Origin of the sequence: Ornithinimicrobium jinqii, from assembly GCF_045032595.1 — a bacterium.
Taxonomy (GTDB): Bacteria; Actinomycetota; Actinomycetes; order Actinomycetales; family Dermatophilaceae; genus Ornithinicoccus.
This window is the reverse complement of sequence record NZ_JBJFZS010000021.1, coordinates 149182-175559: the sequence shown is the minus strand read 5'-3', so window position 1 is coordinate 175559 and position 26378 is coordinate 149182. Positions and strand designations below refer to the sequence as shown.

At 73.1% G+C, this 26378-nt stretch carries 20 protein-coding genes; 10 read left to right on the top strand and 10 right to left on the bottom strand.

All coding sequences use genetic code 11. The features are described from left to right. Nucleotides 1–144: 144 nt before the first annotated feature. The gene (locus ACI3ET_RS10610; RefSeq protein WP_405033010.1) at nucleotides 145–1506 is read left to right on the top strand and encodes a cryptochrome/photolyase family protein; all 1362 of its coding nucleotides are present in this window, start codon (nucleotides 145–147) and stop codon (nucleotides 1504–1506) included. A 47-nt stretch (nucleotides 1507–1553) separates the two neighbouring features. Here ACI3ET_RS10610 and ACI3ET_RS10605 read toward each other — a convergent pair whose 3' ends face one another. The 4 genes from ACI3ET_RS10605 to ACI3ET_RS10590 are packed head-to-tail and all read right to left on the bottom strand — an operon-like array spanning nucleotide 1554 to nucleotide 4904. Continuing rightward, nucleotides 1554–2465 (bottom strand): aminoglycoside phosphotransferase family protein, encoded by a 912-nt coding sequence (locus ACI3ET_RS10605; protein ID WP_405033009.1) that lies wholly within the window; start codon nucleotides 2463–2465, stop codon nucleotides 1554–1556. A gap of 59 nt (nucleotides 2466–2524) precedes the next feature. Next, nucleotides 2525–3061, bottom strand: a complete 537-nt coding sequence (locus tag ACI3ET_RS10600; RefSeq protein WP_405033008.1) for a pyridoxamine 5'-phosphate oxidase family protein — start codon at nucleotides 3059–3061, stop codon at nucleotides 2525–2527. Beyond that, nucleotides 3058–3726, bottom strand: coding sequence for a hypothetical protein (locus tag ACI3ET_RS10595; protein WP_405033007.1), 669 nt, complete (start codon nucleotides 3724–3726; stop codon nucleotides 3058–3060). The genes ACI3ET_RS10600 and ACI3ET_RS10595 overlap by 4 nt, the downstream gene beginning before the upstream one ends. Further along, on the bottom strand, nucleotides 3723–4904 hold the full coding sequence (locus ACI3ET_RS10590) for a zinc-dependent alcohol dehydrogenase (RefSeq protein ID WP_405033006.1): 1182 nt from the start codon (nucleotides 4902–4904) through the stop codon (nucleotides 3723–3725). Before ACI3ET_RS10590 ends, ACI3ET_RS10595 begins: the two co-directional genes overlap by 4 nt. A gap of 134 nt (nucleotides 4905–5038) precedes the next feature. On the opposite strand from ACI3ET_RS10590, the gene ACI3ET_RS10585 reads away from it, so the two are divergent. The 7 genes from ACI3ET_RS10585 (at nucleotide 5039) to ACI3ET_RS10555 (ending at nucleotide 11695) form a co-directional block, all read left to right on the top strand. Beyond that, nucleotides 5039–5665 (top strand): superoxide dismutase, encoded by a 627-nt coding sequence (locus ACI3ET_RS10585; RefSeq protein ID WP_405033005.1) that lies wholly within the window; start codon nucleotides 5039–5041, stop codon nucleotides 5663–5665. A gap of 155 nt (nucleotides 5666–5820) precedes the next feature. Continuing rightward, complete coding sequence (locus tag ACI3ET_RS10580) at nucleotides 5821–8889, top strand: DUF4040 family protein (protein ID WP_405033004.1); 3069 nt, start codon at nucleotides 5821–5823, stop codon at nucleotides 8887–8889. Then, nucleotides 8886–9218 (top strand): cation:proton antiporter subunit C, encoded by a 333-nt coding sequence (locus tag ACI3ET_RS10575; RefSeq protein WP_405033003.1) that lies wholly within the window; start codon nucleotides 8886–8888, stop codon nucleotides 9216–9218. The genes ACI3ET_RS10580 and ACI3ET_RS10575 overlap by 4 nt, the downstream gene beginning before the upstream one ends. Further along, nucleotides 9215–10729: a proton-conducting transporter transmembrane domain-containing protein gene (locus ACI3ET_RS10570; RefSeq protein WP_405033002.1), complete on the top strand. Its 1515-nt coding sequence runs from the start codon at nucleotides 9215–9217 to the stop codon at nucleotides 10727–10729. Before ACI3ET_RS10575 ends, ACI3ET_RS10570 begins: the two co-directional genes overlap by 4 nt. Then, the gene (locus ACI3ET_RS10565; protein ID WP_405033001.1) at nucleotides 10726–11088 is read left to right on the top strand and encodes a Na+/H+ antiporter subunit E; all 363 of its coding nucleotides are present in this window, start codon (nucleotides 10726–10728) and stop codon (nucleotides 11086–11088) included. The genes ACI3ET_RS10570 and ACI3ET_RS10565 overlap by 4 nt, the downstream gene beginning before the upstream one ends. Beyond that, on the top strand, nucleotides 11085–11345 hold the full coding sequence (locus ACI3ET_RS10560; RefSeq protein ID WP_405033000.1) for a monovalent cation/H+ antiporter complex subunit F: 261 nt from the start codon (nucleotides 11085–11087) through the stop codon (nucleotides 11343–11345). Before ACI3ET_RS10565 ends, ACI3ET_RS10560 begins: the two co-directional genes overlap by 4 nt. Then, nucleotides 11345–11695 carry a cation:proton antiporter gene (locus tag ACI3ET_RS10555; protein WP_405032999.1) on the top strand — a complete coding sequence of 117 codons (351 nt, stop codon included), beginning with the start codon at nucleotides 11345–11347 and terminating at the stop codon, nucleotides 11693–11695. The genes ACI3ET_RS10560 and ACI3ET_RS10555 overlap by 1 nt, the downstream gene beginning before the upstream one ends. 277 nt (nucleotides 11696–11972) lie before the next feature. Here the strand turns inward: ACI3ET_RS10555 and ACI3ET_RS10550 are convergent, their stop codons facing one another. From ACI3ET_RS10550 to ACI3ET_RS10525, 6 genes are all read right to left on the bottom strand, one after another. Further along, entirely contained in the window at nucleotides 11973–12569 is a 597-nt protein-coding gene (locus ACI3ET_RS10550) for a DUF5063 domain-containing protein (protein ID WP_405032998.1), read from the bottom strand. 37 nt (nucleotides 12570–12606) lie between these two features. Next, entirely contained in the window at nucleotides 12607–13260 is a 654-nt protein-coding gene (recR, locus tag ACI3ET_RS10545) for a recombination mediator RecR (protein WP_405032997.1), read from the bottom strand. Between the two features lie 113 nt (nucleotides 13261–13373). Further along, on the bottom strand, nucleotides 13374–14048 hold the full coding sequence (locus tag ACI3ET_RS10540) for a lysophospholipid acyltransferase family protein (RefSeq protein WP_405032996.1): 675 nt from the start codon (nucleotides 14046–14048) through the stop codon (nucleotides 13374–13376). A gap of 10 nt (nucleotides 14049–14058) precedes the next feature. Continuing rightward, the gene (locus ACI3ET_RS10535; RefSeq protein ID WP_405032995.1) at nucleotides 14059–16461 is read right to left on the bottom strand and encodes a DNA polymerase III subunit gamma and tau; all 2403 of its coding nucleotides are present in this window, start codon (nucleotides 16459–16461) and stop codon (nucleotides 14059–14061) included. 40 nt (nucleotides 16462–16501) lie between these two features. Next, the gene (locus ACI3ET_RS10530) at nucleotides 16502–18736 is read right to left on the bottom strand and encodes a HelD family protein (RefSeq protein ID WP_405032994.1); all 2235 of its coding nucleotides are present in this window, start codon (nucleotides 18734–18736) and stop codon (nucleotides 16502–16504) included. Nucleotides 18737–18839: 103 nt separating this feature from the next. Continuing rightward, nucleotides 18840–19868: a helix-turn-helix transcriptional regulator gene (locus ACI3ET_RS10525; RefSeq protein WP_405032993.1), complete on the bottom strand. Its 1029-nt coding sequence runs from the start codon at nucleotides 19866–19868 to the stop codon at nucleotides 18840–18842. A gap of 264 nt (nucleotides 19869–20132) precedes the next feature. Between ACI3ET_RS10525 and purD the strand changes: the two genes are divergently transcribed. Then, a complete protein-coding gene (gene purD, locus ACI3ET_RS10520) occupies nucleotides 20133–22364 on the top strand; it encodes a phosphoribosylamine--glycine ligase (RefSeq protein WP_405032992.1) in 2232 nt (743 codons plus the stop codon). A gap of 65 nt (nucleotides 22365–22429) precedes the next feature. Further along, nucleotides 22430–26359: a phosphoribosylformylglycinamidine synthase gene (gene purL / locus ACI3ET_RS10515; protein ID WP_405032991.1), complete on the top strand. Its 3930-nt coding sequence runs from the start codon at nucleotides 22430–22432 to the stop codon at nucleotides 26357–26359. The last annotated feature ends 19 nt before the right edge of the window (nucleotides 26360–26378 follow it).

The window sequence follows — 26378 nt, the reverse complement described above, 5'->3', positions numbered from 1 at the left end:
TCGAGCCGGGTGGTCCTCCTAGCCTAGGGGAAACCGCGGGGGGTACGACGTGGGGAACCGTGGCGTAGGCGACGACTCTGAGCCGTGGGAGGGGCCACGACTCGTCACGCTCAGCCGACGTGAGCGTCCACCTAGACTCCGAGGATGTCCAGTCTGCTCTGGCTCCGGCGCGACCTGCGCCTGGGCGATCACCCTGCCCTGCTCGCGGCGCGCGCCGCCGCCGCCGGCGAGCTGACGGTCCTGTTCGTCGTCGACCAGACGCTGTGGGCCGGTGCGGGACCCGTCCGGCGGGCCTGGCTGGCGGGCAGCCTCCGCGCGCTCGACGAGGACCTCGACGGAGGACTGACCCTGCGGGTCGGGGACCCGGCAGAGGTGGTGCCGGCCGTCGTCCGTGAGACCGCCGCCACCGGCGTCCACGTCACCCGCGAGACCACGCCGTTCGGGGCCCGCCGTGACGGGCAGGTCCAGGGGGCTCTGCCCGGCGAGGTCGACTGGGTGGAGACCGGGACCCCGTATGCCGTGGGTCCCGGGGTGGTCCGCAACGGCTCCGGGGACCCGTACAAGGTGTTCACCCCCTTCGCCAAGGCCTGGCGTGCGCACGGGTGGCACCAGCCTGCGGCATACCCCGTGGGGTTGAGGGCGACAGCTCTCGGCCGCGAACCCGGCGCGGACCGGCTCGTCGACGAGGCCCTCGGGTCCGACGACCTCCCCGACCTCCCCCCTGCGGGCGAGAGGGCGGCGCTGGCCAGGTGGAAGGAGTTCCTCGAGGAGGATCTGGCCGACTACGACCGGGGACGTGACCGACCGGCGGAGGACACGACCAGCCGCATGTCCGCCTACCTCAAGATCGGTGCGGTGCACCCGCGCACGCTGCTCGACGACCTGGCGGGGCAGGGTGGGAGGAGCGTGGAGCGGTTCGTCAGCGAGCTGGCATGGCGGGAGTTCTACGCCGACGTGCTGCACCACCACCCGCGCAGCGCCTGGGCGGACCTGCGCCAGGAGCTGTCGGGACTGCGCTACGACGAGCCCGACGACGCGATCGAGGCGTGGAAGCAGGGGCAGACGGGCTACCCGATCGTCGACGCGGGCATGCGGCAGCTGCTGTCGACGGGGTGGATGCACAACCGGGTGCGGATGATCACCGCCAGCTTTCTCACCAAGGACCTCCACGTGTGGTGGCCGGTGGGCGCGCGGTGGTTCCTGGAGCGTCTCGTCGACGGCGACGTGGCCTCGAACAACCACGGGTGGCAGTGGGTCGCCGGGACCGGGACGGACGCCGCGCCCTACTTCCGCGTGTTCAACCCGGTGCTGCAGGGCGAGCGGTTCGACCCGCGCGGCGAGTACGTCCGCCGGTGGGTGCCGGAGCTGGCGCACGTGCCGGGCAAGGCCACGCACCAGCCCTGGGACCACCCGGAGGGGTACGACAAGGGCTACGTGCGGAGGATCGTCGACCACGCCGAGGAGCGGCGCGACGCCTTGGCGAGGTACAGGGCGGCGAGGGGCTGAGGGGCTGAGGGTGCCGACGCTGCGGGGGCTGACGGAACCCTCGCCGGTCAGTCGGCGAACGCCTTGGCCAGGGCGATCATCCTGGCGCGGACGTCGTCGGACACCGGCGCACGGGCTGCCGCCTGCACGGCGTTGAGCACCAGCCGCACGAACGTCCACGCCCGCACCCTGTCGGGGTCCAGGCCCGCGGCATCGGTGACGACGTCGGCCCGGAGGCGCGCGTGGCCGCGCAGGTTGTGCGCCCGGGCCAGGGCCTCGGGGCGGTTCCACACGATCGGAGCCACGGCGTAGGCCCACTCCCCCGCGACCGGCTTGGGGTCGATCGCCAGCCAGTCGCCGCGGTCGGGGTCGAGGGGCGCCAGGACGTTCAGGTCGTGCAGGTCCTCGTGGACGAGCCGCAGAGGAGGAGCCTCCGCGAGCAGGTCTGGCAGGGTGGCGAGCGCCTGCTCGGTGAGCCGGCGCGGGACGAGCGGGGTCGCCCGGGCAAGCTGCTCGCGCCAGCGGACCGCCTTCCCCTCGACCGTGTCCAGCTGCGGCGTGGCCGGCCGGTCGAGCCGGGTGGACAGGGTGCCGATGACCTCGCACGCCTCGAGGACCGGCACGGTGGTCAGGTCGCGGTCGCCGTCGAGCCGCTCCAGCAGCAGGGCGTATGCCGTGGGGTCGGCGGCGAGGAGCCGCACCGCGCCCTTCCCGTCCCAGAGCCGCAGGGCCAGGTGCTCGTGGCGGGCCTCCGGGTGGGGCCAGGTGAGCTTGAGCGCAGCCGGTTCGCGTCCGCGGCGGACCGGGAGGACGAGCGCGCACTCGCCGTGCCAGGGAGGCCCGTCCCGTTGCAGCTCCCATCGTCGGAGGTGCTCGTCGAGGAGGTGCGGGAGCCGGCCCAGCCAGGTGTCGCCGTCGGTGTCGCCAGCCGCGTCCGGCGGTCGACCAGCGAGGGTCGCGCGGAAGGCGTCGGGGATCACCTCAGGGTCGCCAGGACGTGGACGCGCTCGTCTGTCGCCCGGGGGCCATCCGCCGACGCCTACGGCAGCTCGACCACCGTCGGACCGCCCTCGTCGTCCTCACCCTTCCCGGTCATCGCCTTGACGGTGCCCACCACCGTGCCGACCAGGGAGCCCCCGCCCCAGTACTCCGCGGTGTCACCGCTCACCTTGAGCACCACGTTGTCGGGGTTCTCCGGGCCACCGTCCATGAACGCCGACGCCCCGGCGGACCACAGCTGCTCCACGAGCGCGCGGTCCCGGACGACGGACGCGGTCCCGGCCAGCGACACCCACGCCTTCATCGACGCGTAGGCGACGTTGACCTGGGGGTGCGCCTCCACGTCGCGCACCACGGCGCTCGAGCCACGCACGAGGAAGAGCACGTCGCCGTCCTCCTCGGCCAGCTGCGTCGACAACGGTCGGCTGGTCAGCCGTCCGTGCGCCGAGCTGGAGTCGACCGTGGTCAGCATGGCGATGTCCATCCCCGAGATGAGCTCGTGGACCTTGGCCACCTCCCTCGGGTCGTTGCTCACGGTCACCGGGTCGGTGGGGCTGCTGTCGTGGTGCTCGGTCACGCCTGCTCCTCGGGTTCGATGGGGTGGGCCGCGACCTGCTGGCTCGCGGTGTAGGAGGGGTCACGCAGACGCGCCCAGAGCGGGTGCGTCCAGGTGCCGGCCGGCGGGTGCCCGACGGGGTCGTGCCGCCGCGTGCAGTCTCTTTCGGTCCAGGTGATCTCCAGCCGGCCGCGCTCGTGCCAGCGCCGGCCGGGCGCGGCCACGAGCAGCCGGTATGCCGTGGGCGGGTCGGCCTCGACCGTCACCGGGTCCAGGCGCAGCAGGATGGGCCCCCGCTGGGTGCTCAGCGGGAGCAGGGTGGTCATCGGCCCGTGGTGGTGGAGGTCGCGGACCGTCAGGACGTGCCGTCCCACGACGCCGGTCCCGGTGGACGCGAGGAGCACGTCCCCCGCGGCCGGGCCGTCGATCCGCACCGCCAGCCCCTCGATGTCGCGCCCGTCCCGCTTCCCCGTGGCACGCGACCACCGGACCATGCACGGGTGCGGCCCGGGGTCGTCGAGCAGGACGACACCACTGGGCGGCCCGGGGGTCACCATGAACGAGCCGGCACCGCACACCCCGACGGGGTGCAGGGCGCGGGTGCCACGCACGCGGGCCACGAGCCGGAAGGCGGCCGCCATGAGCGCGCCGCCGGCCCGTCCGAGCGTCTCGGCAGCCAGGCTCACGGCGTGAGGACGACCTTGACGCAGCCGTCCTCCTTGTCGTTGAAGGTCCGGTACATCTCGGGCGCCTGCTCCAGCGGCACGCGGTGGGTCGCGAGGTTCTCCAGGTCGAGCACGTCCTCGGCGCCGCTGACCAGCTCGTAGAGCTCCTCGGTCCAGCGCTTGACGTGGCACTGCCCCATCCGCACCTGGACCCCCTTGTCGAAGAGCTGCATCATCGGCATGGGGTCTGCCATCCCGCCGTAGACGCCGCTGATCGAGATCGTCCCGCCCCTCCGCACCGCGTCGATCGCCGTGTGCAACGCGGCCAGCCGGTCGACCCCCGCGGTCTCCATCGCCTTGCGGGCGATCGGCTTGGGCAGCCGCGTGGCGGCGGCCACCGCAGCACCGAGCACGGGGCTGCCGTGCGCCTCCATCCCGACCGCGTCGATGACGCTGTCCGGCCCGCGCCCGTCCGTCATCTCGCGCAGCTCGTCGCCGACGTCCTCGACGGAGGAGAGGTCCACCACCTCCGCGCCGAACCGACCGGCCAGCGCGTTGCGCTCCGGGACGCGGTCGACACCGATCACGCGGATGCCCCTGTGCCGCGCGGAGCGCACCGCGAGCTGCCCCACCGGGCCCAGCCCGAGCACGGCGAGGGTCCCGCCCTCCGGCACGTCGGCATACTCCAGGGCCTGCCAGGCCGTGGGGAGGATGTCGGAGAGGTAGAGGACCCGCTCGTCCGACAGTCCCGCGTCGACCTTCACCGGGCCGAAGTCGGCGTGCGGCACGCGCACCAGCTCGGCCTGGCCGCCCGGGACGGAGCCGTAGAGGCTCGTGTAGCCGAACAGGCTGGCGCCCTTGCCCTGGTCGACGTTCTGCGTCGTCTCGCACTGGGCGAAGAGACCGCGGTCGCACATCCAGCACCGCCCGCAGCTGATGTTGAACGGGACGACGACACGGTCGCCGACCTGGAGGTTCTCCACCGCACTGCCGACCTGCTCGACGATCCCCATGAACTCGTGGCCGAGGATGTCCCCCGGCGTGAGGTAGGCCGCCAGCACGTTGTAGAGGTGCAGGTCGGAGCCGCAGATCGCGGTCGACGTGACCCGGACCACCGCGTCGGTGGGCTTCTCGATCAGGGGGTCCGGGACCTCCTTGACCTCGACCTGCTGAAGTCCCTGCCAGGTGAGTGCGCGCATGCGCCCACGCTAGAGCGGGTATGCCGTTCCGGCACCTCGAGGCGTCCCCGGGCCCATCACGCCCGCCGGGCGGGGCCAGGACCCCCGGTCTATAGTCGAGCAGGACCCGTCCGCCCACAGATCAGGAGAGATTCGTGAGCACGTACAGCCTGCCCGACCTTGCCTACGACTACGCCGCGCTCGAGCCCCACATCAGCGCCGAGATCATGGAGCTGCACCACTCCAAGCACCACAAGGCCTACGTCGACGGCGCCAACACGGCGCTGGAGAAGCTGGCCGCGGCCCGCGAGTCCGGCGACTTCGGCACCGTGCCGATGCTGGAGAAGAACCTCGCCTTCAACCTCGGTGGCCACACCAACCACTCCGTGTTCTGGCAGAACATGTCCCCCGACGGCGGGGACCGCCCCGACGGCGAGCTCGCGGCCGCGATCGACCAGCACTTCGGCTCCTTCGACGGCTTCAAGGGCCAGTTCGAGGCCGCCGGCACCACCATCCAGGGCTCCGGCTGGGCCGTCCTGTCCTGGGACTCCATCAGCCAGTCCCCGCTGGTCTTCCAGCTGTGGGACCAGCAGGGCAACGTGCCGATCGGCCAGACCCCGCTGCTGATGCTCGACATGTGGGAGCACGCTTTCTACCTGCAGTACAAGAACGTCAAGGCCGACTACGTGTCCGCGTGGTGGAACGTCGTGAACTGGGCCGACGTCCAGCAGCGTCTCGCCAACGCGCGCACCGCGACCTCCGGGCTCGTCGTGCCCGCCTGAGGCACCGCCACCCTCGGGGCTCAGGGGCGTCGGACCACCCGGTCCGGCGCCCCTGAGGCGTCCCGGGGTGGGTCCGTCCCGGTTGCTAGACTCCCCGCCATGCGCCGTCGCCGTCGAACCTCAGCGACGGTGGGCAGCGTCCGCGAGCGGCGGCCATGACCCTGGTCCTGACCCTCGCGGTGTGCGCCCTGTCCGTGCTCGCGAGCTTCCCCCTCACCCGTCTGCTGGGCCGGCACGCCGGCTGGGGGTTGGCCGCCCTCTACCTCGCGGGCGCGGCGGCGTTCTGGCCGGCCGCCAGGAGCGTCATGGCCGGCGAGGTCGTCACCTGGAGCCGGCCCTGGGTCCCGGACCTGGGGGTGGAGCTGTCCCTGCGCGCCGACGGGATCGGCGTCGTCTTCACGATGATCGCGCTGGTCATCGGCGCGGTGGTGCTCGCGTACTCCACCGCGTACCTCAAGCCCGGGCGCCACCTGACGTTCTACCTCTACCTGGCCGTCTTCACCCTGGCGATGGTCGGCCTGGTGCTGGCCGACGACCTCATCCTGCTCTTCCTGTGCTGGGAGCTGACCTCGTTGGCCAGCTTCCTGCTGATCGCCCGCTCCGGATTCTCCGGTGAGGCCGCCTCGATGCGCACCCTGCTCATCACCTTTCTCGGCGGGCTGACGCTGCTCGCCGCCGTCGGGATCATGGTGGCGGCGACCGGGACCACCGGTCTGCAGGAGGCCCTCGCCCACCCGGTGTGGGACGAGCGCCCGGGCCTGACGACGGGCGTGGCCGTCCTCGTGCTGCTGTCGGCCTTCACCAAGTCGGCGCAGTTCCCGTTCCACGTCTGGCTGCCGGACGCGATGGCGGCCGCCACGCCGGTCAGCGCCTACCTGCACGCGGCGGCGGTCGTCAAGGCCGGGATCTTCCTGCTGATGCGCTTCTCGCCGCTCTTCCACGACGTGGCGGTGTGGAACGCGACGCTCATCGTCGTCGGGCTGTTCACCTGCGCCCTCGGCGGCTTCTTCGCGCTGCAGAAGACCGACCTCAAGAAGCTGATGGCCTACTCCACGGTCAGCCAGCTGGGCCTCATCGTGGCCGCCATCGGTGTCGGCACGGAGTACGCCCTCGCCGCTGCCGTCCTGCACGTCATCGCGCACGCGCTCTTCAAGTCCGGCCTGTTCATGATGGTCGGCGTCATCGACCACGCCACCGGCACGCGGGACGTGCGCCGCCTGCCCGAGCTGCGCCGGGCCATGCCGCTGGCGTTCTGGACGACGGTGCTGGGGTGCGCCTCGATGGCCGGGATCCCGCCGATGCTCGGCTTCGCCTCCAAGGAGGCCATCTTCACCGGTCTGCTCGAGTCCCCGGGCCCCGCCTGGACCGGCTGGGCGGCCCTGGTCGGCGGGACGCTGGCCTCCGTCCTGACCTTCGCCTACTGCGCCAAGATCGTCTACCACGGCTTCGTCGACGGTCGCGGGGGCGACCGCTGGGCCGAGGACGAGCCGCTCCACCCCACTCCGCCGGCCCTCGGCATCTTCGCCGCGCTGCCGATCCTCGCCGGGGTGCCCCTGGCGTTCGCCATCGGCGTCCTCGACACCCCGGTCGACCGGGCCGTCGCCGCGGCGCTGCCGCACGTGGAGCCCGAGACCCACCTGTCGCTCTGGCACGGGGTCAACGCCGAGCTCGTCGCGACGCTGGTCATCCTCACGCTCGGAGTCCTCGTTGTCCTGGGCCGCCGCACGCTCCTGCCGGCGCTGGAGCGGGAGACCTTCGGCACCGACGGAGCCGGGGTCATCGCCGCGCTCATTGCCCCGGTGGCCCGAGCCGGTATGCAGCTCGCCCTCCTCGTGCGCGCGGACAGCCCCACCCGGCACGTCGCACCGGTGCTCGTCGTCCTGGCATCGGTCCTGGGTGGGGGCTCGGCCGGGCTGCTCCTCACCGGCCGGCTGGCTGAGCAGCACCCCGACCTGGACCGGTGGACCGACGCCGTCGCGCTCGTGGTCATCCTCCTCGGCGTGCTCGGCGTGTGCATCTCGCAGTCCCGGCTGGCGGCCACGGTCAGCCTGTCGGCGGTGGGCATCGGCATCACCGTGCAGATCTTCGCTCTGGGCGGCCCCGACGTCGGGCTGACCCAGCTGCTCGTCGAGGCGCTCACCATCCTCATGATCATGCTCGTGCTGCAGAAGCTGCCGCTGCGCTTCGGCCGCTCGCCGCGCTGGGGCCAGAAGGCCGCCATCGCGCTCGCGGTGACGACCGGCGCGGCCACCGGCCTGGGCGCCTTCGCCCTGACGGGGCGCCGGGAACGCTCGGAGATCGCCGACTACTACCTCACGCAGGGACCCGGGATCACCCACGGCTACAACGTCGTCAACACGATCCTCGTCGAGTTCCGGGCACTGGACACCCTCGGCGAGCTCACCGTGCTGGGGATGGCGGGGGCTGCGATGGTGGCGATCATCTCGACGGTGCGGGACCGCTACCTCGACCCGCCACCGGAGCAGGACCGCAGCTTCGTGCCCGACCCCGAGATCGCCCTGCGCCCGCCCGGCAGCCCGGCGCACCGGGCGATCAACGCGGCCTGGGGCAACGCCGTGCCCATGCAGCTGCTCGTCCGCCTCACCGCCCCGCTGCTCGTCATCATCTCGTTGATCCTCTTCTGGCGCGGCCACAACTCTCCCGGCGGCGGGTTCATCGCCGCCCTCGTGGGCTCGACGGTGGTCGCGCTCATCTACCTGGCCTCGGCCCGCGACCAGGCGGTCGGCCCGGCGCGGCTGCCGATGATCCTCATCGGGGCCGGCATCTCCCTGGCGGTGCTCACGGGCCTGTGGGGCGTCGCCGCCGAGGGCTCGTTCCTGGCCCCGATCAGCGGTGACGTCGGCAGCCTCTACCTCACCTCGGCCCTCCTCTTCGACCTCGGCGTCTACGCCGCCGTCCTGGGTCTGGTCATGGAGGCGTTCAACCTGCTCGGCGCCACCGGTGGGCGGGAACGGACCCGCGAGCGGGCCGACGAGTCTGTCGAGGGGGAGCTCACCGGACCGATGGACAGCACGCGCGGGGAGACCCCCAGCGAGCTCGAGGAGCGCGAACGGGTGGCCCGGGAGCGGGCCCTGGCCTCGACCGAGGCCGCCGGGGTCCCGGAGGGTCCCGACCCGCGCGGCCGCGGACGCGTCGGGAGGCGCACGACATACCTCACCCACGGGGTCCCCCCGGGCAGCATCGGTGATCGGAGCGACCCGTGATCATCCCCCTCTCCATCGCCGTCCTCGTCACCGGCGGGGTCTACCTGCTGCTGCAGCGCGGCATGGTGCGCATCATCTTCGGGCTTGCGCTGCTCAGCCACGCGGCCAACCTCCTGCTCCTGCTCGGCGGGGTCAGCGCCTGGCGCGGGGAGCCGCTGCCCGACCGCGTCGACCCGTCGCTCGCGACCGACCCGCTGCCGCACGCCTTCGTGCTCACCGCGATCGTCATCGCCTTCGCGGTGACGGTGCTCATGCTCGCGATGGCGGTCATCGGGCACAGCGACGACACCAAGCGGATGCCGGCGACCGGCGAGGAGCGGGCCACGTGAACGCCGCCGTCCTGCCGTTGCTGCTCGCGGTCCCGCTCCTCGCCGCGGGCCTGCTGGTCATCGTCCGGCACCGCCTCGTGCAGCGCACGGTCATGCTGGGGGTGCCGGCCGCGACGCTGGTCACGGCCGTCCTCCTGCTGCTCCACCACCGGACCGAGCCCGTGCTGGCCCACCAGGTCGGGGCGTTCGCGCCGGGGGTGGCCATCCCGTTCGTGTCCGACACCCTCTCGGCGCTCATGCTCGCCGTCACCTCGCTCGCGACCCTGGTGACGCTGTGGTTCCTCTGCGTCACCAGGGAGGACCACTACCGCTTCGTCCCCGCCCTCGCGCTGATGCTGCACGGCGGCGTCAACGGGGCCTTCCTCACCGGCGACCTGTTCAACCTCTTCGTCATGGTCGAGGTCATGCTGCTGCCCTCCTACGCGCTCATCGCGGTGACGGGCACCTGGCGACGGCTGGGGATCGGTCGCACCTTCGTGGTCGTCAACCTGCTCACCAGCGCCATCCTGCTCACCGGGGTCGGGCTGGTGTATGCCGTGTCCGGTTCGGTCAACCTCGCCGTGCTGGCCGACCGGGCCTCCTCCGAGCCCGGCCTCGCGCTGGCCGCGGCGGTCGTGATGATCGCGCTCGGGGTCAAGGGGGCGATCGTGCCCGTGCACGGCTGGCTCCCGCAGACCTACCCGGCGACGTCCGCCGGGATGATGGCCCTCTTCTCCGCCCTGCACACCAAGGTCGCTCTCTACGCGATGTACCGGGTCTACGCCACCCTCTTCGACGGACCCGCCCCGTGGGCGGTGGTGCTCGTGGTCCTGGTCACGCTGACCCTCGCCGTCGGCGCCTGGAGCACGTTCGGCGAGCACATCGTCCGGCGGGCGCTGGCCTGGCAGATGGTGGCCGGGGTGGGGCACATCCTCGTGGGCGTGGTCCTGCTCACGACCGCCTCGCTGGCCGCCGGCCTGTTCTACATGGTCCACCACATCGTCACGATGGGAGCCCTGCTGCTGCTGGCGGGCGCGATCGAGCAGGTCTACGGCAGCGGCCGCTACGAGCGGCTCTCCGGCCTCATCCACCGTGACCCCGCCGTGGCCGTGCTGACCGCCCTGGGGCTGCTGTCCCTCGTCGGCATCCCCATCTCCTCGGGCTTCTTCGGCAAGGTGGCGCTCGTGAGCGCGGCCGCCGGGTCCGCGAGCTGGCAGGGGTGGGTGCTGCTGACCACCATCCTGCTCGCCGCGGTCCTCAGCCTGGTCGCCATGCAGCGGCTGTGGACCGGTGTGTTCTGGGGGCAGCCGATGGACGACTACCGCCCCGACAGCCCGGAGGCCGGTCGTGCCCGGCTCGCCACGCTCACCGACGACGTCGTGGTGCCCCTGCGTCTGTGGGCGCCCGGGGCCACGCTCATCGCCGTCCAGCTGGCGATGTTCTTCGGAGCCGGCCAGCTGATGCAGCTCACCACGCGCGCGGCCCAGGGCCTCGTCGACACCGCTCCCTACGTCGAGGCTGTGCTCGGATGATGAATCCCCTGCGCATGGCGCACTACGGGTTGTGGCTCACGGGCGAGATCGTCAAGGGCGCCCTCGCCGTGGCGCGCGACGCCGTCGTGCCCGGGGTCGACATGGACCCGGCGATCCTGGAGCTACCGTTGCGCTGCAGCACCGACCTGGAGATCAGCGTGATGGCGTCCTCGATCACGATCACGCCGGGGACCATCACCGTCGGCATCGCCGGCGCCGCCGGGGGCACGCCGCCGACCCTCTACGTCCACGCCATCTACGCCTCCGAGCCCGAGGAGGTCCGGGGCGCGCTGCGGGGCATGGAGGACCGGGTGCTGCGGATGACCCGGGGCCGGGCCTGGAAGGGGAGCACGTCATGACGGTCGTCGTGGTCGGCACGGTCGGCGTCCTCGTCGTCTCCGCAGTGCTGGGGCTCATCCGCCTCTACACCGCCACCGACGACGCCTCGGTCGCCGCCGTCAGCGACCTGCTCTACTTCTGCGCGGTCGGGATCATCGTCATGGGCGCGCTGGCGGTCAGCTCCTCGATCGTCTTCGACATCGCGGCGATCGCCTCCATGATCGGGATCCTGGCCACCGTGGCCCTGTCGCGCATCCTGACCCGGGGGAGGCGCTGATGGTCGTCACCGTGATCGTCGGGCTGCTGTGCCTGACCGGCGCCGCCTTCGTGCTCGTCAGCGCCGTAGCCATGCTCAAGGCGCGCGACGGCCTCTCGAGGATCAACGTGCTGTCGGCCGCCACGGGCCTGGGACTGCCGCTCATCGTGATGGGCGCCTTCGTCCACGACGTGCGCAGCAACGGCTTCGACTGGCTGGACCTGGTCAAGGTCGTCATCGCGGTGCTCGGGTTCGTCATCATGTCCTCGGTCGCCTCGAACAACCTCGGCCGGGCGGCCTACCGCTCGGGCGCCCCCGTCGACCCCGCGACCATCCCCAACGAGCTGGCCGAGGACCCGCCGGCGTCCTGAGGCCAGGCGGACACCAGGACGTCGGCGACGTGCGGCGCCGGCGGCGCCACCCAGCAGGACCAGCACCCCCCTCGTGCCGGTCGCACGCTGCAGCAAGAGTCGCGCTATGGCGCACGTCGCGCAGCGTGCGGGATGCACGAGCTGTCGCCGGTGGGAGGGCGCGCCAGACGTCGCGACCGCGGCCCGACACCTGTGTCCGGCATTCTCGGCGCCCCACCCCGGTGGGCGCCAGACGGACGCCGGGTGTCCGGACGCCGGGTGTCCGGGTGTGCGGGTGCTACGCCTGGACGGGTGCGGGCTCCTCGTCCACCTGGTGCAGAGCCGCCATCTCGGCCTCCATGACCTGCTCGTCGTCGGCATCGAGCCGCACGTGCGCGAGCAACGCCTGCAGCACCCGCAGCGCCGAGGCCGCCCGCTCCCCCCACGACGACAGGTAGCTGAACTGCCACCACCACATCGCCTCGGTCAGGTTGTCTGCACGGTAGTGGTCGAGCGCGTGGCAGAGGTCGGCCGCGACCGAGACGAGGTCGGCGGACAGAGAGCCGCTGGTGACCTCTCCGGAGAGGACGGGGTCCTCGAGGTCGCAATAGGTGTCCAGGCCCCCGAGCTGGGCGTGCAGCGAGGCGCGGATGCGCTCCAGGTCGGTGTCCGGTCCGCTGTCGGGCTCGAAGCGCTCCTCCGGCACGACGTCGACGAGGGCACCCAGCCGGGCTCCGGCGGCGCACAGCTGACCGACCGCGAGCAGCAGCACCGGCAGCGCTGCCTCCGGGGCTTCCCCCGAGGCGACCTCCTCCAGCGACGCGAGGTAGGCGACCACCTCGGCGTGCATCTCGTGGGCCAGCTGACCCCAACCGTCCTCCTGGACCTCGGTCATGCCTCCACCCTAGAGCGCCCGGCCCGGCGGTGCAGGATCACGTCCGGGGGCCACCCGGCGGCCTCCCCGGCGACATCTCCGACAGGATGCCCGTCGACAGCACACGCCGCCCCTCGAAGGCGCGCCCGAGGGTCACTTCGTCGGCATACTCCAGGTCGCCACCCACCGGCAGGCCCGACGCCAGCCGGCTCACGCGGACCCCCTCGTAGGTGATCAGCATCCGTGCCAGGTAGGTCGCCGTGGCCTCCCCCTCGAGGTTGGGGTCGGTGGCCAGGATCACCTCGCTGACCTGGCCGTCCGCGAGGCGGGTGAGCAGCTCGCGCACCCGGAGGTCCTCAGGCCCGACCCCCCCGATCGGGTTGATGGCCCCGCCGAGCACGTGGTAGCGCCCCCGGAACTCTCGGGTGCGCTCGACCGCCGCGACGTCCTGGGACTGCTCGACGACGCAGATCAGTGCCGGGTCGCGCCGTGGGTCGAGGCAGATCCGGCACTGCTCACCCTCGGCGACGTTGCCGCAGATCTCGCAGAAGCTGACCCTCTCGCGGATCTGGACCAGCACGTCGGCCAGCCGGGTGATCTCCTCCGGGTCGGCGGTCAGCAGGTGGAAGGCGATGCGCTGCGCGCCCTTGGGACCGACGCCGGGCAACCGCCCCAGCTCGTCGATCAGGTCCTGGACCACGCCTTCGTACACAAGGGTCGACTCTAGGCGCTCACCCTGACCACCCCCGACCGGACGCGCGGTGCGGCGGTCCCCGCCCGGACCGGCGTGGTGGCGGTGGCCAGGTAAGCGGTGCGCGCCCTCGGTCAGGCGGGGAGCTCGGGCGTGCGCTGGTTGTACTCCCCCGCCCACTCCTGCCCCGACATGGACAGGATCGCGGCCATCACCTCGTCGGTGAGCTCTCGACGGGCCCGACCCTGGGGGATGCCGTCGAAGCGTCCGGCCACCTCGATGGGGGTCCCGAACTCCACCCGGACCGGGACCCTCCTGGGCAGCCTGGCGCCGACCGGCATGAGTTTGTCCGTGCCGGTGAGGGCGACCGGCACGACCGGGCACCCTGCCTGCAGGGCGAGCCAGGCGACGCCGGTGCGGCCGCGGTAGAGGCGACCGTCACGCGAGCGCGTGCCCTCGGGATAGATGCCGAAGGCACCGCCGCCCCGCAGGTGCGCCAGGGCCAGGTCGAGGGACTGCTGGGCAGCGCGCACGTCGTCCCGATTGACCGGGATGGAGCCGACGCCGGTGAACCACTCCCGGCTCAGCCAGCCCTTCACGCCGGTGCCGGTGAAGTACTCGGACTTGGCCAGGAAGGCCACCTGGCGCGGAGAGGTCAGCGGGATGACGAAGCTGTCGGAGAGTGAGAGGTGGTTGCTGGCCAGGATCACCGGGCCGTCGGGCGGGACGTTGCCAGGGCTGACCACCTCCGGCCGGAAGATGGCGGTGGCGACGGGGGTCACGACCGGGTGGAGCATCTCGTAGATCATGGCTGTCCTCTCACCCCACCGGGTCGTCGTTGATCGCGATCACCCGGCCACCCAGCACGTTCTCGATGACCGGTTGCCCCACCGAGCCCGAGCTCGCCAGGTCCTCGTCGTCGGGCCTCGGCGCGTCCGGCGAGTTGACCGGGGCGGCCTCCGTGGACGGCTCGGCCGCGGACGACCCGGACGACCCGGACGACCCGGACGACCGGCCGCCGGCAGCCGGGGTCGGTGCGCTCGCGCCGGGCCTGCCGCCCGCGCGCGTGCGCACCGGTCGCGCCACGGCCGGCGCCTCGGAGGTGACCCAGGCGGGGGCCGCGCTGGACGCTGCCTGCCGGGCCCAGTCCTGGCCGTCCTCGGGCGCCGTGGGGCGGGCGGCTCCCAGCTGCTCTGCCATGGACGGCTCGCCGGCGGACGAGTCCGGCGCGTCGGCGAGTGGCCCGGGAGCCGACGCAGGGGTAGGGGGTGCGGCTGCCGGTGGGGAGGGAGCCGGCGTCCAGGCCGGCGACCCGCCACCCTGCTGCCCGGCCCGCGTCCGAACCCGGGGGGCGCTGGGCGGAACCACGTCTGCGCCGATCTGCTGAGGCACCTGCGACTGGGCGGGCCGGCGCTGCGCCTCCCGGGGCTGCTCGTGCTCCGGAGGCTCCGGCGCCTGCTCCTGCTCTGGCTGCGGCTGCGGCTGCGGCTCTCGCTGGAGCGGCGGGGCCTGTGCCTGGGCCGCATCGGGCGGCGTCGCGTGCTCCGGAGCAGCACGCTGCACCGCCGCCGTCTGCTCGGCGTCCCGCTGCCCCCGTGGGCCGGTCACGACCGCCTCGATGCGCGTGTCCAGGGCGATGGCCTCGATCAGCGCCTGCCTCAGCGCCTCCTGGTGCTGGGTCCCGACGAAGTGCTTCACCCACGCCTCGTCGGGCATCCCGAGCAGGACACGCTGGCCGTCGTACTCCAGCAGCACGGCCATCTGCAGGCCGCTCCACGTGCGCCGGCTGATGAGGCGCACGCGCTCGAGCACGTCCGGCCACTGGCGCCGCAGCGCCGCCGTGTCCAGCGCGCCTGGAGGCCGGGGCTGCGTCGCCTCGGACACGTCCGCCTCTACGTCGTCAGGCTCGTTCTGCTCAGGCTCGTTCTGCTCGGGCCCGCGCTGCTCCACCGGGCCGGGGCGCGGCGACGCAGGCCGCTGCACCTCGGGACGATGCACCTCGGGCCGCTGCCCCTCTGCCCGCCGGGCAGCGGGAGCGGCGGCCCCACCCACGTCCGCCGCGGCGAGGCGACGCTCGATGCGGTCCAGGCGTGCGCCATAGCCCTCCTCGCCGGTGGCGGTGGGAAGCAGCAGCCGCGCGACGAGCAGCTCGAGCATGAGCCGGAAGGACACCGCCCCGCTCATCTCCGACAGGCCGCGGTTGATGACGTCGGCCGCGTGCGAGAGCGCCTCGGGGCCCTGCACCTTGGCCTGGTGGCGCATCCGGTCGATCTGGTCCTCGGGCAGTCCGGGCAGGAGACCACCGGCCGCCGCCTGCTCGCCGACCGCGGCCAGCACGATGAGGTCGCGGTAGCGCTCGAGCAGGTCCTCGACGAACCGGCGCGGGTCGTGCCCCGACTCCATCACCTTGTCGACCTGCTGGAAGACCGTCGCGGCGTCACCCGCGGCGACGGCGTCGACGACCGCGTCGATGAGCTCCACGTCCGTGAAGCCGAGCAGCGCCGCCGTCCGCTCGTAGGTGAGCCCCTCCTCCCCCGCCCCGGAGATGAGCTGGTCCAGCACCGACAGGGAGTCACGCACGGACCCTCCGCCGGCGCGGGTGACGAACGACAGCACCCCTGGCTCCAGCGCCGCCCCCTCCTGCCCGCACAACTGCTCCAGGTATGACGTGAGCCGCTGCGGGGGGACGAGGTGGAAGGGGTAGTGGTGCGTCCGCGAGCGGATGGTGGCCAGCACCTTCTCCGGCTCGGTCGTGGCGAAGATGAACTTCACGTGCGGCGGCGGCTCCTCGACGACCTTCAGCAGGGCGTTGAAGCCGTTGGGCGTCACCATGTGCGCCTCGTCGATGATGTAGACCTTGTACCGGGACTGCGCCGGTCCGAAGGCGGCCCGCTCGCGCAGGTCGCGGGCGTCGTCGACGCCACCGTGGCTGGCGGCGTCGATCTCGATGACGTCGATCGACCCCGCCCCGTCGCGGGCCAGTGCCACGCAGGACTCGCACACTCCGCACGGCTCCGGCGTCGGTCCCTCCTCGCAGTTGAGGCAGCGGGCGAGGATCCGTGCGCTGGTGGTCTTGCCGCAGCCGCGCGGGCCGGAGAAGAGATAGGCGTGGTTGACCCGCCCCGAGCGGAGCGCCTGCATCAACGGCTCGGTGACGTGCTCCTGGCCGATGACGTCGGCGAAGGACTCGGGCCGGTAGCGACGGTAGAGGGCGGTGCTCACCTTCCGAACCCTAGCCGCCCGGACCCCCGCTCCTTCCCGGTCAGTCCACAGGGCGCAGGACGGCCATCCGGTGGGCCGCCCGCGTCAGGGCGACGTAGAGCACCCGGACCCCGCCCGGCGACTCGGCGACGATCGCGTCCGGGTCCAGGACCAGCGTCGCGTCCCACTCCAGCCCCTTGGCCGAGAGCGGGTCCACGACCACGACCCGCTCGTCCTGGGCCTCGAGCGGCTCCACGGCAGCACGCCATACCTGCGGGGTGATCACCGCGACCTGCCCGTCCACCTGGCCCAGCATCTCCTGCACCGCCGCCGACGCCGCCGTCACGACGGAGCTGGCCGGCGCGGTCAGCTCGAGCGGCTCGTGCCCGGTCTCGCGCACGGCGTCCGGGATGTCGGCGTCCGGCACGTGCTCGCGGATCATCCGCGCCGCCAGGTCGAAGATCTCCCGGGCGTTGCGGTAGTTGGTGTCCATGTGGAAGCCGCGGCGCACCGCGCTGCCGAAGGCCTCCTCGCGCGCCTGGGCGGCCTCCTCGAGGTCCGACCACGACGCCTGCGCGAGGTCGCCGACGACGGTCCAGGAACCCCACCGTCCACGCCGGCCGAGCATCCGCCACTGCATCGGCGAGAGGTCCTGGGCCTCGTCGACGAGCACGTGGGCGTACTCCTCCGCCGTGCCCAGCCGCCCTGCGAGCAGGCGCGTCCGGGGGTCCTGCGAGATGCGCTGGGAGGTCGACGGCGCGATCGCCGGGACCATGCCGTCCTCGTCGACCGTGGCGGAGGAGGACGCCCCCGGCTCGTGGCCGAGACGGATCGCCGCGACGCCGTACTGCGTCGCGTCGTCGAGCTCCTCGATCTCGTAGAACCCGCGCTCCTCGTCGGGCAGGTCGACGACGGCTCCGAGCCGGGAGTGCAGGTCGTCGATCATGGCCACGTCCGAGACGGTCCAGGTGCCGGTCTCGATCGCCAGCTGGTAGGACGCCGCCAGCAGGCGCGCGTCCTGCTCGGACGCCCCCAGCCGGCGGACCAGCTCCTCGTCGGCGAGCCAGAGCAGCACCTCGCGCGGGTCGACCGGGCGCCACCACTGGCGCACGAACGCCTCGACGTCGCCGGAGTCGGTGAACCGCTCCAGGAAGTCCTGCCGCTCCCCGCCGTGCACCTGCTGCCAGGCCACGTCGGCGAGCGCGCGCACCGCGGCGTCGTAGGAGGTGTTGCGGTGGTGGTGCCGCAGCACCTGATGACGGGCACGGTCGAGGTCCTGCTCGGTCAGACGCAGCGCGTGGCCGGCGACGAAGGTGCGCAGCTGTGTGGGAGCGCCCGGGACGGGCTCGCGCGAGAGCCGCGCCAGCAGGCGACGGATCCGCAGCGAGCCCTTCACCGCGGCGGTCGCCGGCGGGTCGAGGCGGGTGGCCGTCATCCCGGCGACCACGTCGCCCAGGGAGCGCAGCATGACCGTGTCCTCCCCGAGGGAGGGCAGGACCCGCTCGATGTATGCCGTGTAGGCGGCGGAGGGTCCCACCACGAGCACCCCTCCGCCCTCGTAGCGGCGGCGGTCGGAGTAGAGCAGGTACGCGGCCCGGTGCAGGGCGACGACGGTCTTGCCGGTGCCCGGCCCACCGGTGATCTCGGTGACGCCGCGGGCGGGGGCGCGGATCGCCTCGTCCTGGTGCTGCTGGATGGTGGCGACGATGTCGCGCATCCGCTCGCCCCGGCTGCGGGTCAGCGCGGCCATGAGCGCACCGTCGCCGACCACGACCACGTCGTCAGGCGCCTCGGCGACCATGAGGTCGTCCTCGACGCCCACGACCTCCTCGCCCCGGCAGCGCAGCACGCGACGGCGCAGCACGCCCTGGGGGTCGACGGGGGTCGCTCGGTAGAACGGGGCGGCCGCCGGCGCGCGCCAGTCGATGACCAGCGGCTCGTAGTCGTCGTCGCGCACCCCGAGGCGACCGACGTAGCGGACCTCGCGGCCGGTGTGGTCACCCCCACCGTGGTCGAGGTCGAGGCGTCCGAAGACCAGCCCCTCGTGCTGGTTCTGCAGCGAGGCCCGTCGGCGGCCGGCGGAGAAGACCAGCGCGTCCCGCTCGTAGAGCCCGACCATCTCCTCCTCGCGGGGGTCGCCGGTGCCCTTGCGGTCGGTCTGTCCGCGCTGCATCCCCTCCGCGTGGATCAGCTCGACCCGCTCGGCGGCCTTGGCCAGCTCGGCGTAGACACGGTCGACGTGCGCCTGCTCGGCCGCGATCTCCGCGGCGACGACGTCGTTCGTCGTGGCGCTCACTCGTTCCCTCCTGACGCAACCGCACGGTCGTGTGCCGGTCGTTCTCCCCTGGCGAAGCACCAACTCTACCTGCGCGGACGCGCGCCCCCGTCCGCCCCGGGCCTCACACCCATCCGCGCCGGGCCGCCTGCACCCCCGCCTGGAAACGGGTGGCCGCGCCGAGGTGCTCCATGAGATAGCGCACCCGCCGCTCCACGGTGCGCACCGAGACCCCCGTCTGGCGGGCGATGATCTGGTCGCTCAGGCCGGTGGTGAGCAGAGCGAGTATGCGGTGGTCGCGCGCCTCGAGCGGCGCCTGGTCGCCGGGCGCCCGGTGGGCCGCCTCCATCGTCGGGGCGAACGGTGTCGACAGCTGCCAGATCTCCTCCAGGAGCCGGGCGCCGGCCCTGACCTGGCTCAGTCGACGAGACTCCACGGAACCGTCGCCCTGCCGGTCGAAGGCGCTGAGGTCCAGCAGCACGGCGCGGTCGTCGCTGACGAGCACCCCCAGCGGCACCCCCCTGCCGACCCGGACCCCGTGGCCGAGGGCGGCGCTGCGCTCGAGGTGCCGCAGGGCCCCGGGCTGCTCCAGGAGCGAGGTGTCGAAGACGAGCCGGACGTCCACGCCGGGGCGCACCGCGAGCTCGTCGACGTCCCACTCGAGCCGGCCCAGCATCTCTACCGTGGCGGCGGAGGTGTCCATGGCCCACCACAGCCGGGCGGTCGCGGTGCGGTGCAGGCTGCGGATGCGGTCCACGATCTCGCCGACCCCGCCGAGGACGTCGAGGTCGGGGCTGAGCTGTGATCCCGACAGTCCGGCAGCCCGTCGCCAGGACGCATCGAGCTCCACCGCCGTCGCACGCTCCATCGAGACGCGCTGCTCCAGACGGTCGGCGTGCCGGGTCATGGCCTCCCGCGGCGGCACGACGACCCAGGCGTCCGGGTCTCCCGTCGGCAGGAGCATCCCCCTCGCGACCAGCTCGGACATGGCGTCGGTGACGTCCTCGTCGTCGAGGTCCACACGCAGGCCGGCCCGGGTGGGCGCCCCGAGTCCGATCGCCAGGAGATAGACGCTCCTGATGAACTCCTCGTAGGCCTCGCCCCTCACACGACGGTGCGTGGCGGGCAAGGGGGTCGCCGGTCGCGTCGTCACCCGCCCATCATGACGGATCTCCGTCACTGGCACCATCCCGTCAGGTCTCGACGTGACAAAGGTGGTTGAGATGTGTCAACCTGACATCACCGGCTTCGGTCGGCGCAGGGATTGTGCGAGTCGTCAGGGCATGCCCCCCATCAGCCCTGATCGACCCTGCCCTGCAGTGTGGTCCTCCTGGGAGATACCCCCCCTGCCTTCCAGGAGGGCCACACCCATGTCCCCACCTTTCTCCGGCCCGCGCCACCGGTAGGCTCGGCGGGCGTGAAGGTCCTCCTCCTCGGCTCCGGCGCGCGCGAGCACGCCCTGGCCCGTTCCCTGTCCCTCGACCCGGAGGTCGGCGAGCTGCTGGCCCTGCCGGGCAACCCGGGGATCGCCGAGGTGGCCCGGTGCGTCGCGGGCGATCCGGCCGACGTCCCGGCCGTGGTCGGGGTCGCCAGGACGGAGGGTGTGGACCTCGTCGTCGTCGGCCCCGAGGGCCCGCTGGTAGCGGGGGTGGTCGACGCCCTGACGGCTGCAGGGATCCCGTGCTTCGGCCCGACCGCCGCGGCCGCCCGGCTGGAGGGCAGCAAGTCCTTCGCCAAGGAGGTCATGGCCGCCGCCGGGGTGCCGACCGCCGCGGCCCACGTCTGCACGACGCAGGAGCAGGTCCGGGCCGCCCTCGCGGCCACCGGCGCCCCCTACGTCGTCAAGGAGGACGGGCTCGCGGCCGGCAAGGGGGTCGTCGTCACCGACGACCTGGACGCCGCGCTGGAGCACGCCGCCGCCTGCCTGGCCCGGTCGGGCGGTCGCGTCGTCGTCGAGGACTTCCTCGACGGGCCGGAGGTGTCCCTGTTCTGCCTGGCCGACGGGGCGACCGTCGTGCCGCTGGCACCGGCCCAGGACTTCAAGCGCGTCGGCGACGGCGACTCCGGCCCCAACACCGGGGGGATGGGTGCCTACACCCCCCTGCTCTGGCTCGACGAGCAGCACCCCGGCCTTGTCCAGGAGGTGGTCGGCACCGTGGCCCTGCCGACCGTCGAGGAGATGGCCCGGCGGGGCACACCGTTCACGGGCGTCCTCTACGTCGGGCTGGCCCTGACGTCGGCCGGCCCGCGCGTGGTCGAGTTCAACGCCCGCTTCGGCGACCCCGAGACGCAGTCCGTCCTCGCCCGGCTGCGCACCCCCCTTGCCGGCATCCTGCTCGCCGCCGCGGAGGGACGGCTGGCAGAGCTCCCACCCCTGGACTGGTCACCGGAGAGCAGCGTCGCCGTGGTCGTGGCCGCCCAGGGATACCCCGCCGCCCCCCGCACCGGCGACGAGATTACCGGGCTGGACGAGGCCGCGACGGTCGAGGGCGTGCACGTCCTGCACGCGGGCACCGCACTGCGGGACGGCGCTGTGGTCTCGGCAGGTGGCCGGGTCCTGTCCGTCGTGAGCCTCGGCGAGGGCCTGTCGCAGGCCCGGGCCCGCGCGTACGGTGCCGTGCACCGCATACACCTCGCAGGCTCGCACGTCCGGGGCGACATCGCGCAGGCGGCGGAGCAGGGCGAGGTCGCCATCCCCGGTCCCGCCCTCCCCGGCCACGAGCTCCTCTACTCCGGCAAGGTCCGCGAGCTCTACGCGCCCCTCGACCCCACGACGGGGGCGCGGGACGAGGGCCGTCTGCTGCTCGTGGCCTCGGACCGGGTGAGCGCCTACGACCACATCCTGTCCACGCCGATCCCCGACAAGGGTGCGGTCCTGACCCAGCTCTCGCTCTGGTGGTTCGACCAGCTCGCCGACCTGGCGCCGCACCACGTCGTGTCGACCGCCGTGCCCCCCGAGGTGGCCGGGCGGGCGGTCTACGTCCGACGCCTGCGGATGCTGCCCGTGGAGTGCGTGGCCCGGGCCTACCTGACCGGCGGGGGTCTGGCCGAGTACCACGCGGACGGCACCGTCTCCGGCCTCACCCTGCCTCCTGGCCTGGTGGACGGGTCCCGGCTGGCCGAGCCGGTCTTCACCCCGAGCACCAAGGCACCCGTCGGCGAGCACGACCAGCCCCTCCCCTTCGAGGGCGTCGTTGCGCTGGTCGGACCGCGCCTCGCTGACCGCCTGCGCGACCTGACGGTGCGGATCCTGCTGCGGGGCAACGCGATCGCCGCAGAACGGGGGATCCTCATCGCGGACACCAAGGTCGAGTTCGGCATTGACCCGGCCCAGCTGGGGCTAGGGCCGGACGACGACATCGACTGGGCCGCAGTTGATCCGGACCGCGTCGACGTGGTGCTCGCCGACGAGGTGCTCACCCCCGACTCCTCGCGCTTCTGGCGTGCGGACGCCTGGGCGCCCGGCCGCCCGCAGGTCTCCTACGACAAGCAGGTGCTGCGGGACTGGCTGACCTCCCCGGCGAGCGGCTGGGACAGGGGGTCCGACACCCCGCCTCCCGCGCTCCCGGACGACGTCGTCGCCCTCACCCGCTCGCGCTACGTCGAGGCCTACGAGTCGCTCACGGGGCAGCCCTTCCGGGCCGGCTGAGACGGCATACCCCGGCTTGTATCGTGGGAGCCACGTCCCGCAGCTCCCTGGAGGAGACCCCGCCCATGGCTTCGCCCCAGCACGTGCTGTCCACCTTCCTCGGCGGGTCCGCCCTCTCCGACTTCCGGGCGGCGGCGCTGCTGCGCCGGCTGCGTGCGGTGTCGCAGCACGTCACGGGCGTGTCCGCCCGATACGTCCACTGGGTGGCTTCGGACGTCGCCCTCGACGAGGCGACGACGCAGTCCCTGCGGGCGATCCTCACCTACGGCGAGCCGTGGACGGGCCCGGACCAGCAGGGCTCGCACACCGAGGAGGCGGTGGTCGTCGTCGCGCCGCGCCTGGGCACCGTCTCGCCCTGGGCCAGCAAGGCCACCGACATCGTGCACAGCTGCGGGGTGCCCGTGCACCGGGTGGAGCGCGTCGTCGAGCACCACCTGGAGCTCGAGGCCGGCGGGGGTCTGACCGGTGAGGAGTGGGACGCCTGCGCCGCGGTGCTGCACGACCGGATGACGGAGACCGTCCTTCGCGCGCGCGAGGAGGCCGCCGCGATGTTCGCCGGGCGCGAGGCCCCACCGATGGAGCACGTCGACGTCCTGGGGCGGGGCCGTGAGGCGCTGGTCGAGGCGGACCGGGCCTTCGGGCTGGCGCTCGCGCCCGACGAGATCGACTACCTCGTCGAGTCGTTCACCGCGCTGCGGCGCAACCCGACCGACGTCGAGCTGACGATGTTCGCCCAGGCCAACTCCGAGCACTGCCGGCACAAGATCTTCAACTCCGCGTTCGTCCTGGACGGGCGGCCGCAGGAGCGCAGCCTCTTCGCGATGATCCGGCACACCGAGGCGGTCGCCGGGAAGGGCACGGTCGTCGCCTACAAGGACAACGCCTCGGTGATGCGGGGTGGGCGGATCACCCGCTGGCTGCCCGAGGACGGCGGTCCCAGCCGCTACGTCGCCCGGGAGGACGAGGTCCACGTCCTCATGAAGGTCGAGACCCACAACCACCCGACCGCGATCTCACCCTTCCCGGGCGCTGCGACCGGTGCCGGCGGCGAGATCCGGGACGAGGGCGCCACCGGCCGCGGGAGCGCCCCGAAGGCCGGACTCACCGGTTTCGCCGTCTCGCACCTGCACCTGCCCGGCACCGACGAGCCGTGGGAGGAGCAGGGGCGTGACGCGCCGTCCCACCTCGCGAGCCCCCTGGAGATCATGATCGAGGGCCCGATCGGGGCGGCCGCGTTCAACAACGAGTTCGGCCGCCCCGGGCTCGGCGGGTTCTTCCGCGTCTACGAGCAGACGGTCGACGGGGTGCACCGCGGCTACCACAAGCCGATCATGAGCGCCGGAGGCCTGGGGTCGATCAGCGCCTCCCAGACGGAGAAGGTGCGGTTCGGGCCGGGCACGCTGCTCGTGCAGATCGGCGGGCCGGGCATGCGGATCGGCCTGGGTGGGGGCGCCGCCAGCTCCATGGCCTCCGGGGCCAACGCGGCCGAGCTCGACTTCGACTCGGTGCAGCGGGGCAACCCCGAGATGCAGCGCCGCGCGCAGGAGGTCATCAACCACTGCTGGGCCCTCGGGGAGGACAACCCGGTGCTGGCGATCCACGACGTGGGGGCGGGCGGGCTGAGCAACGCCTTCCCCGAGCTCGTGGACGACGCGGGCCTGGGCGCTCGGTTCGACCTGTCGGCCGTGCCGCTGGAGGAGTCGGGCCTCTCGCCCAGGGAGATCTGGTCCAACGAGAGCCAGGAGCGCTACGTCCTGGCGATCGCTCCCGGGTCCCTCGAGGACTTCGCCGCGCTCTGCGGGCGGGAACGCTGTCCGTACGCCGTCGTGGGGGTGGCCGTCGACGACGGCCAGCTGGTGCTCACCGCCGGGGAGGGTGGCGAGGACCGCCCGATCGACATGCCGATGGACGTGCTGCTCGGCAAGCCGCCGAAGATGACCAGGGACGTGCAGCGGCTCGAGCGGTCCGCGCCCGAGCTGTCGCTCGCCGACCTGGGCGCGACCGCGGTGCGCGACACCGCATACGCGGTCCTGCGCCACCCCACCGTGGCGTCCAAGCGGTTCCTCGTGACCATCGGGGACCGCACCGTGGGTGGCCTCAGCCACCGCGACCAGATGGTCGGCCCGTGGCAGGTGCCGGTCGCGGACGTCGCGGTGACCCTGTCGGATCACGTCGGGCTGGCCGGCGAGGCGATGGCCACCGGTGAGCGGATGCCGATCGCTGCCGTGGACCCCCCCGCCTCCGGCCGGATGGCGGTCGGCGAGGCCCTCACCAACCTGCTGGCCGCGCCCGTGACGCTGTCCGGGGTCAAGCTCTCGTGCAACTGGATGGCGGCGGCCGGCGAGCCGGGTGAGGACGCGGCCCTCTACGACACCGTGCAGGCCGTGGCGATGGGGCTGTGCCCGGCTCTGGGCATCTCGGTGCCCGTGGGCAAGGACTCGCTGTCGATGCGCACGCGCTGGACCGGGGCGGGCGGGGAGGCCCACCAGGTCACTTCCCCGGTGTCGCTGGTCGTGTCGGCGTTCGCGTCGCTGGCCGACGTCCGCGGCACGCTCACCCCGCAGCTCACGGCTGGCGCGCCGCTCCTTCTCGTCGACCTCGGGGCGGGCAGGGACCGTCTCGGCGGGTCGATGGTCGCGCAGGTGCTCGGCGAGTTCGGCGGGGTGGTCCCCGACGTCGACGAGCCGGGACGGCTGGTCGCCCTGGCGGCGGCGCTGGCCGAGCTGCGGTCGGCGGACCTGGTGACGGCCTACCACGACCGCTCGGACGGGGGCCTGTGGGCGACCCTGTGCGAGATGGCGTTCGCCGGTGGGGTGGGGCTCGACGTAGAGCTGCCGGGGAGCGGCGGCGGCGAGCGTCAGCACGCCGACCTGGCGGCCCTGTTCGCCGAGGAGCTCGGCGTCGTGCTCGAGGTCGTCGACGACGGCGTCGAGCGGGCCCAGGAGATCCTCGCCCGGCACGGTCTGGGCGGGCTCACCCACCGGCTCGGCCGGTCGACCAGCGAGCGCCGGGTGCGGGTGCGGTCCGGCGGGGCGACGCTCGACGAGACGGTGCGCGACCTGGCGCAGGCCTGGGACGAGGTGTCCTGGCGGATCGCCGCGCTGCGCGACAACCCGGAGTGCGCCGACGAGGAGCACGCGCTCGTCGGCTCCGACGACGACCCGGGGCTGCACCTGACCACGACGTTCGACCCCGCCGAGGACGTCACCGCCCCCTACCTCTCCCGTGGTGCCCGTCCCGTGGTGGCCGTCCTGCGCGAGCAGGGCGTCAACTCCCACGTCGAGACGGCCTTCGCCTTCGGCCGGGCCGGCTTCGAGACCTACGACGTGCACATGACCGACCTGCAGTCGGGCCGCTTCGACCTCGACGGGGTCGTCGGCGTCGTGGCCGCCGGCGGGTTCTCCTACGGAGACACCCTCGGCGCCGGCGAGGGCTGGGCCCGCTCGGTGCTCCACGACGGGCGGCTCACCGGGTCGTTCCGGTCCTTCTTCGAGCGGGAGGACACCTTCGCCCTCGGCATCTGCAACGGCGCGCAGATGTTCGCGGCCCTCGCCGACCTCGTCCCGGGCGCGGAGGCATGGCCGCGGTTCGCCCGCAACCGCAGCGAGCAGTACGAGGCCCGGCTCAGCCTGGTCGAGGTGCTCGACTCCCCGTCGATCTTCTTCACCGGCATGGCCGGCTCACGGATCCCCATCGCCGTCGCCCACGGCGAGGGTCGTGCCGACTTCTCGGGCCGCGGGGACGAGGCGGCGGTGCTCAGCGCGATGCGCTACGTCGACCACGCGGGCCGCCCGGCCGCGGCATACCCGACCAACCCGAACGGCTCCCCGGGCGGGCTCACCGCGGTGACCACGCCTGACGGACGGTTCACCGCGATGATGCCGCACCCGGAGCGCGTGCAGCGCAACGCCCAGATGTCGTGGACACCGGGGGCCGTCGAGGACGTCAGCCCGTGGCTGCGGATGTTCCGCAACGCGCGGGCGTGGGTCGGGTAGAGCGGTCAGGCAGGCAGGC